Origin of the sequence: Flavobacterium cryoconiti, from assembly GCF_048158645.1 — a bacterium.
In the GTDB taxonomy this organism is placed as follows: domain Bacteria; phylum Bacteroidota; class Bacteroidia; order Flavobacteriales; family Flavobacteriaceae; genus Flavobacterium; species Flavobacterium cryoconiti.
The window spans coordinates 129,039-135,394 of sequence record NZ_JBLNKW010000012.1; the positions used below are offsets into that span (position 1 = coordinate 129,039).

Below are 6,356 nucleotides of genomic sequence, written 5' to 3' on the forward strand. Positions count from 1 at the left end.
TCAAATTCCAATAAGTTTGAGTAATTTCGCGCCTTATTTGTAAAAAGTGCAGAAAGAAATCATAGTTATCATTGGCGGTCCCGGAACTGGAAAAAGTACAATCATAGATGGATTAGTGGCAAATGGATATTGCTGTTATCCCGAAATTTCCAGACAAGTAACTTTAGAAGCTCAAAAACAAGGTATCGAACAATTATTCTTAACAAATCCTTTACTGTTTAGCGAATTACTTTTGGAAGGTAGAAAAAAACAGTTTCAAAGCGCACTTGAAGAACCGCATAAAATTGTCTTTATAGACCGTGGTATTCCAGATGTTGTAGCCTATATGGATTATATCGGTGACAGTTATCCATCCTTTTTTGATACAGCCTGCAAAGAATACAAATACACAAAAATCTTTATTCTTCCACCATGGGAAGAAATCTACACGAGTGATACTGAACGATATGAAAACTTCGAACAGGCAAAAAATATCGACACACACCTTGTGGCAACTTATCAAAATTATGGTTACGAACTTATAGAAGTACCTAAAGATAGTGTTGATAACAGAATTCTTTTTATCTTAGATAAAATTTCTAAATAATTTAAGGATTACAAATTGGGATTTACGATTTTTTCATCAAGTATAAATTAAAATCTAATCCCGAAGCTTTGGGAACGAAATCTATGCCAGAAGCATTACAAATTCTTCAAAAGTATTGGAAACATGACAAATTTAGATCGCTGCAAAACGAAATTATAAATTCTGTTTTAAGTGGTGAAGATACTTTTGCTCTAATGCCTACCGGTGGCGGAAAATCAATCTGTTTTCAGGTTCCTGCCATGATGAAAGAAGGAATTTGCCTAGTAGTTTCTCCTTTAGTTGCATTAATGAAGGACCAAGTCGCCAATTTACAAAAACGAAATATTAAAGCGATTGCATTGACTGGCGGAATAAAGTCCGATGAAATGATTGACTTATTGGACAATTGCCAATTTGGAAATTATAAATTTTTGTATTTATCCCCGGAACGTTTGCAGTCAGATTGGATTCTCGAAAGAATAAAAAACCTACCTATCAACCTGATTACCATTGACGAAGCACATTGTGTTTCACAATGGGGACACGACTTTAGACCTGCTTATTTGAAAATCTCTGAATTAAAAAAGCATTTCCCAAAAACCCCTTTCTTAGCTTTGACCGCAACTGCAACGCCTAAAGTTAAAGAAAACATCATCACTGATTTAGGATTGCATAATCCAAAAATTTTCGAAAAGTCATTTGCCAGAGAAAATATAGCCTACATGGTTTTTGAAGTTGAAGACAAACTTTTTAGAATAGAGCAAATACTTAAGAAAAACCCTCAACCATCCATAATCTATGTAAGAAACAGGAAATCGTGTTTAGACATTTCTTCACAATTACAATCTTTAGGATTTAAAGCAACGTATTATCACGGCGGACTTACGTCCAAAGAAAAAGATAAAAATATGCAATCGTGGATGAATGAAGGAGCGCAAGTTATAGTTGCTACCAATGCGTTTGGGATGGGAATTGATAAAGCCAATGTAAAAACAGTCATTCATATTCAGCTTCCTGAAAATTTAGAAAATTATTACCAAGAAGCAGGACGGGCGGGGAGAAATGGCGAAAAAGCATATGCAGTCCTATTGACTAGTCCATCGGATATTCTCCAAACTGAAAATCAGTTCATCAATGTCCTTCCTGATAAAAAGTTTTTGAATCTAATGTATGTCAAACTTTGTAATTATTTTCAGATTGCATACGGAGAAGGGATTAACGAACAATTTAATTTCAATTTGCATCATTTTTGTCTAAAGTATGAGTTTCCAACATTGAAAACCTACAATGCTATGCAGTTTCTGGACAGGCAAGGGATTATTAGTTTATCTCAAGAATTTTCTGAGAAAATCACACTGCAATTTCTTATTCCATCCAAAGAAGTGATTCGTTATATGAGTTTGAATCCTAATGATGAAGAAATAATTTTAGCGATATTGCGAACCTATCCTGGAATCTATGAAATGCAAACTTCTTTCAATATAGAATTGATTGCAAAAAAATCAAATCATGCCACAAATGAAATACAAGCAGTTTTACATAAATTGAAAGAAAAAGACATTCTTGAATATCATTCGAAAAATAATGATGCGACTTTAATTTTCAACGAAGTTCGGGAAGATGAAAGAACAATTAGTCGAGTTTCTAAATATTTAGAAAAGCAAAATGAATTAAAAAAAGAACAGCTTAAAGCAGTACTTTTTTATGTTAATGAAAAAAAAGTTTGCAAGAGTAAATTGATTTTGGATTATTTTGGTGAGAAGACAAACGTTGATTGTGGAATTTGCTCCTATTGCATTACTAAAAAAAATAGGAAAGTAGACATAACTTCACTTTCGGAAGCCATTATTACCTTGCTACAAACAGAAGATTTAAATTCGAGAGACATTCAAAATCGCACTAAAAATAGCCCAGATGACATTATCTTTGTGCTGCAACATTTATTAGAAAACAACACTATTTTGGTTAAACCAAATAATAAATATACTTTAAGATCATAATGGAAAAATTACGAATTGTTTTTATGGGAACCCCAGAATTTGCCGTTGGGATTTTAGATACTATAGTAAAAAACAACTATGAAGTTGTGGGTGTTATCACAGCAGCAGATAAACCTGCCGGTCGCGGACAAAAATTAAAATATTCGGCGGTAAAAGAATATGCGCTTGCCAATAACCTTACTTTATTACAACCTGCAAACCTAAAAGACGAAGCTTTTTTATTGGAATTAAAATCTTTGAATGCCAATTTACAAATTGTAGTTGCTTTTAGAATGTTACCAAAAGTAGTTTGGGAAATGCCTTCATTAGGAACATTCAATCTTCACGCTTCGCTACTACCCAATTATCGTGGAGCAGCTCCAATAAATTGGGCAATCATAAATGGAGAAACAAAAACGGGTGTGACTACATTTTTTATCGATGATAAAATTGATACTGGAGCAATGATTTTAAGTTCGGAAACACCAATCTCGGCGACTGAAAATGCAGGACAATTGCACGATCGATTAATGGATTTGGGAAGTACGACCGTAATTGAAACTTTGGAAATGATTGAAAAAGGAAATGTAACGACCATTATTCAAAAAGATGATGCTGATATTAAAACAGCATACAAGCTAAATAAAGAGAATTGCAAAATAGATTGGACAAAATCAACTTCAGAAATAAATAATTTGATTCGAGGTTTGAGTCCTTATCCAGCTTCTTGGTGTCTCTTTGGAGACAAAAATGAAGAGTGGAATGTCAAAATATATGAAGCAAAAATCATCTCGGAACATCACAATTATCCTGTTGGTAGTTTGATTTGTAACAAGAAAGAGATGAAAATTCCTGTAAAAGATGGATTTATCCAAGTACTCAGTTTACAGTTTCCGGGAAAAAAGAGAATAAGTACTGCGGAATTGTTAAATGGAATGTCTTTTTCTGAAAATGCAAAAGTCTATTAACATCAGTAAAAACGGGTGTTTCAATGATTTTAACAAGAAATAAGCCTTGTTTTATGAACAAAAAAAATAAGTTATTAACAAAACAAACTAAAATAACACAAAACGCTTGCAAGGAACGGATTTCCTACTAAATTTGTGTATTAACAATTTTTTTAACCAACAATTAATAACTATTTATTATGAACAAATCAGAATTAATCGATGCTATCGCTGCAGATGCAGGAATTACAAAAGCTGCAGCTAAATTAGCTTTAGAGTCATTTTTAGGAAATGTAGGCGGTACTTTGAAAAAAGGTGGAAGAGTATCTTTAGTAGGTTTCGGATCTTGGTCTGTTTCAGCTAGAGCAGCTAGAGACGGAAGAAATCCTCAAACAGGAAATACTATTCAAATCGCAGCTAAAAATGTTGTGAAATTTAAAGCTGGTGCAGAATTAGAAGGAGCGGTAAACTAATTTGAGTTTTCCAATATAATCAAAACCTTCCACATGGAAGGTTTTTTTATGCATTTGAACGACTTTCTTTGGTTTTTTTGAAATTTTATTCTTAAATTTAATAAAAAAAGTAGCCGTTATGATTTCAGAAAAATTAAAAAAAGGACATCTACTTATAGCAGAGCCTTCTATATTTGGAGATTTATCATTTAGCCGATCAGTAATATTATTAGCAGACCACAATAAGGAAGGTTCTGTTGGTTTTATTATAAACAAACCTTTGAAATATACCATCCACGACTTAATACCGGATGTAGACGCTCGATTTAAAATCTACAATGGTGGTCCAGTGGAACAAGACAATCTTTATTTTATCCATGATATTCCAGAACTGATTCCTAACAGCGTAGAAATTTCAAATGGTATCTATTGGGGTGGTGATTTCGAATCCGCTAAAGAGCTTATCAATTCCGGTAAAATAAGAAAAAATAACATTCGCTTCTTTTTAGGGTACACCGGCTGGGAAGAAGACCAACTAGAAACCGAAATGGAATGTAATTCTTGGATTATTACTGAAAATAATTATGAAAATAAAATCATAGGAAAATCACCTGCTCATTTCTGGAAAGAACAAATCATGGAATTAGGAGGAGAATACCTTATTTGGTCAAATGCTCCAGAAAATCCTTATTTAAATTAAATACTATTTACAGCCTCGTTCAATTTTCCAACTAGTTCATTAGCCAATTTAGCTGTAAACTCTTTTTTACGGTATTTGGTTATAGGCTGGATTCCTTTTATAACATTTGTGACAAACAATTCGTCAGCTTTTTGAATATCAAATGGAGAAATTACTTCTTCAACAACCTCAAGATTTTCTATCTTTTTTGCCAAACCCAATATTTGTTTTCTCATCACACCATTCAAACATCCTTCGGAAACAGGAGGCGTAATCAGTTTATTCCCTAAAAGCATAAAAATATTTCCTTGCAAAACTTCAACGACATTCTTACTGTCATTTAACAAAATACAATTGTCTAATCCATTTTCGTTAGCATAAATACTACCCGTTATGTTTATAATTTTATTTGTTGTTTTTATAGAAGACAGCAATTGTTTTGTCACATAAAAGTCTTTATACAAATCGACTTCATATTCCTTTTGGTCAATTGAATACAAAGTGTTTTCTAGTGCTATTGTATGAATCAAAAAAGAGATTGTATTGTTCAAAGGCAAATAATAGCCTCCGTCATTTCTATAAATAGTGATTCTGGCCCTTGAAGAACGCTCTAGTTGATTAACTTTAACTACTGACAGGATTTGCTCTTCAAAATATTCCATGGTAAAATTCATTGGGATTTCCATTCGAACCACACGCATAGATGCCATTAATCTAAAATAATGATCTTCTAAAAAAAGAATTTTATTATTTATTATTTTAACTGTTTCGAAAACGGCATCACCATATAAAAAAGCGCGGTTCTGTGTCAATATATTAGCATCTTGAGACACTATAATTCCATTAAAATTAATCATAAAAAAAGCCCTAAATTTTGTTTAGGGCAAATATAAGTCATAAAATATGATTTTACTATACAGAACCAATTAGATGTTTCAAATCTGAAATTTGATTTTCCCATAGCTGAGTTGCTTCATCAACTTCATCTTTGGATGCAAAATCAACAACCATTAATGAGACATCTTTAGTTAGTTCATCAACTAAAATATGTAATTCAAAAAAATATTCTGTGTCTTTACTGTTTTCATCAACCCACTTGAATTTTACTTTTTCACCAGACTTCTTAGAAGCAAGTCTTGCTTTTTCTTCGGAATCATTCCAAATGAAAGTGAAAAATTCTCCACGAGAATTTACGTTGTCGGCAAACCACTCCGATAAACCGGATGGAGTCGATATATATTGATATAATAATTGAGGCGAAGAATTTATAGGAAACTCGATTTCGTAACGTACTTTTTGATCCATGAGCTACATTTAATTTTTGTGAAATATAAGAATATAAGTCCGAAAAAAAAGGATTTTTAAAAATATTTTTTTTTCTTGAAAAAACACTTGCAACCTGTAATATTATTTTTATATTTGCACCCGCATTCAGGGCTGGTTATCCACCCTCAATCATGGCGAGATAGCTCAGTCGGTTAGAGCGCAGGATTCATAACCCTGAGGTCCCGAGTTCAAATCTCGGTCTCGCTACAAAAGTAAAAACCCTAACATCAATATGTTAGGGTTTTTTTTGTGCGTGTACTCAAAGAAAGTAAACAGTTCTATAAATTAAAAGGGATCAATCCTAAAACCTGTGGAGAAGCAAAAATTAAGCATAAATATTGGTTAGCCTGAAAAGGAAGAATTCTACATTTCTAACGCCTCTAAATCTTGATCTGAATGCTTTTATTT

7 protein-coding genes and 1 tRNA gene are annotated in these 6,356 nt (G+C 32.6%); 6 read left to right on the forward strand and 2 right to left on the reverse strand.

Annotated features, from left to right (window positions below; all coding sequences use genetic code 11):
- Positions 1–46: 46 nt before the first annotated feature.
- The 5 genes from ACM55H_RS16335 (at position 47) to ACM55H_RS16355 (ending at position 4,643) form a co-directional block, all read left to right on the forward strand.
- Entirely contained in the window at positions 47–586 is a 540-nt protein-coding gene (locus ACM55H_RS16335) for an AAA family ATPase (protein WP_416837523.1), read from the forward strand.
- 83 nt (positions 587–669) lie between these two features.
- Positions 670–2,565, forward strand: coding sequence for a RecQ family ATP-dependent DNA helicase (locus ACM55H_RS16340; protein WP_416837532.1), 1,896 nt, complete (start codon positions 670–672; stop codon positions 2,563–2,565).
- A complete protein-coding gene (fmt, locus tag ACM55H_RS16345; RefSeq protein ID WP_416837524.1) occupies positions 2,565–3,512 on the forward strand; it encodes a methionyl-tRNA formyltransferase in 948 nt (315 codons plus the stop codon). The genes ACM55H_RS16340 and fmt overlap by 1 nt, the downstream gene beginning before the upstream one ends.
- A gap of 179 nt (positions 3,513–3,691) precedes the next feature.
- Positions 3,692–3,964 (forward strand): HU family DNA-binding protein, encoded by a 273-nt coding sequence (locus ACM55H_RS16350; protein WP_035667751.1) that lies wholly within the window; start codon positions 3,692–3,694, stop codon positions 3,962–3,964.
- Positions 3,965–4,082: 118 nt separating this feature from the next.
- The gene (locus tag ACM55H_RS16355; RefSeq protein WP_416837525.1) at positions 4,083–4,643 is read left to right on the forward strand and encodes a YqgE/AlgH family protein; all 561 of its coding nucleotides are present in this window, start codon (positions 4,083–4,085) and stop codon (positions 4,641–4,643) included.
- Here the strand turns inward: ACM55H_RS16355 and ACM55H_RS16360 are convergent.
- Together ACM55H_RS16360 and ACM55H_RS16365 are read right to left on the reverse strand one after the other, a co-directional pair.
- Positions 4,640–5,479 (reverse strand): aminotransferase class IV, encoded by an 840-nt coding sequence (locus tag ACM55H_RS16360; protein ID WP_416837526.1) that lies wholly within the window; start codon positions 5,477–5,479, stop codon positions 4,640–4,642. The genes ACM55H_RS16355 and ACM55H_RS16360 overlap by 4 nt on opposite strands.
- 55 nt (positions 5,480–5,534) lie before the next feature.
- Complete coding sequence (locus ACM55H_RS16365; protein ID WP_039109093.1) at positions 5,535–5,927, reverse strand: START-like domain-containing protein; 393 nt, start codon at positions 5,925–5,927, stop codon at positions 5,535–5,537.
- Positions 5,928–6,081: 154 nt separating this feature from the next.
- On the opposite strand from ACM55H_RS16365, the gene ACM55H_RS16370 reads away from it, so the two are divergent.
- A tRNA-Met gene (locus ACM55H_RS16370) sits at positions 6,082–6,155 on the forward strand.
- Positions 6,156–6,356: the final 201 nt, after the last annotated feature.

Coding starts and splice junctions, on each gene's coding strand:
- ACM55H_RS16340 (WP_416837532.1), top strand. CDS start 670: ATGCCAGAAGCATTACAAATTCTTCAAAAGTATTGGAAACATGACAAA.
- ACM55H_RS16365 (WP_039109093.1), bottom strand. CDS start 5,927: ATGGATCAAAAAGTACGTTACGAAATCGAGTTTCCTATAAATTCTTCG.
- ACM55H_RS16350 (WP_035667751.1), top strand. CDS start 3,692: ATGAACAAATCAGAATTAATCGATGCTATCGCTGCAGATGCAGGAATT.
- fmt (WP_416837524.1), top strand. CDS start 2,565: ATGGAAAAATTACGAATTGTTTTTATGGGAACCCCAGAATTTGCCGTT.
- ACM55H_RS16360 (WP_416837526.1), bottom strand. CDS start 5,479: ATGATTAATTTTAATGGAATTATAGTGTCTCAAGATGCTAATATATTG.
- ACM55H_RS16355 (WP_416837525.1), top strand. CDS start 4,083: ATGATTTCAGAAAAATTAAAAAAAGGACATCTACTTATAGCAGAGCCT.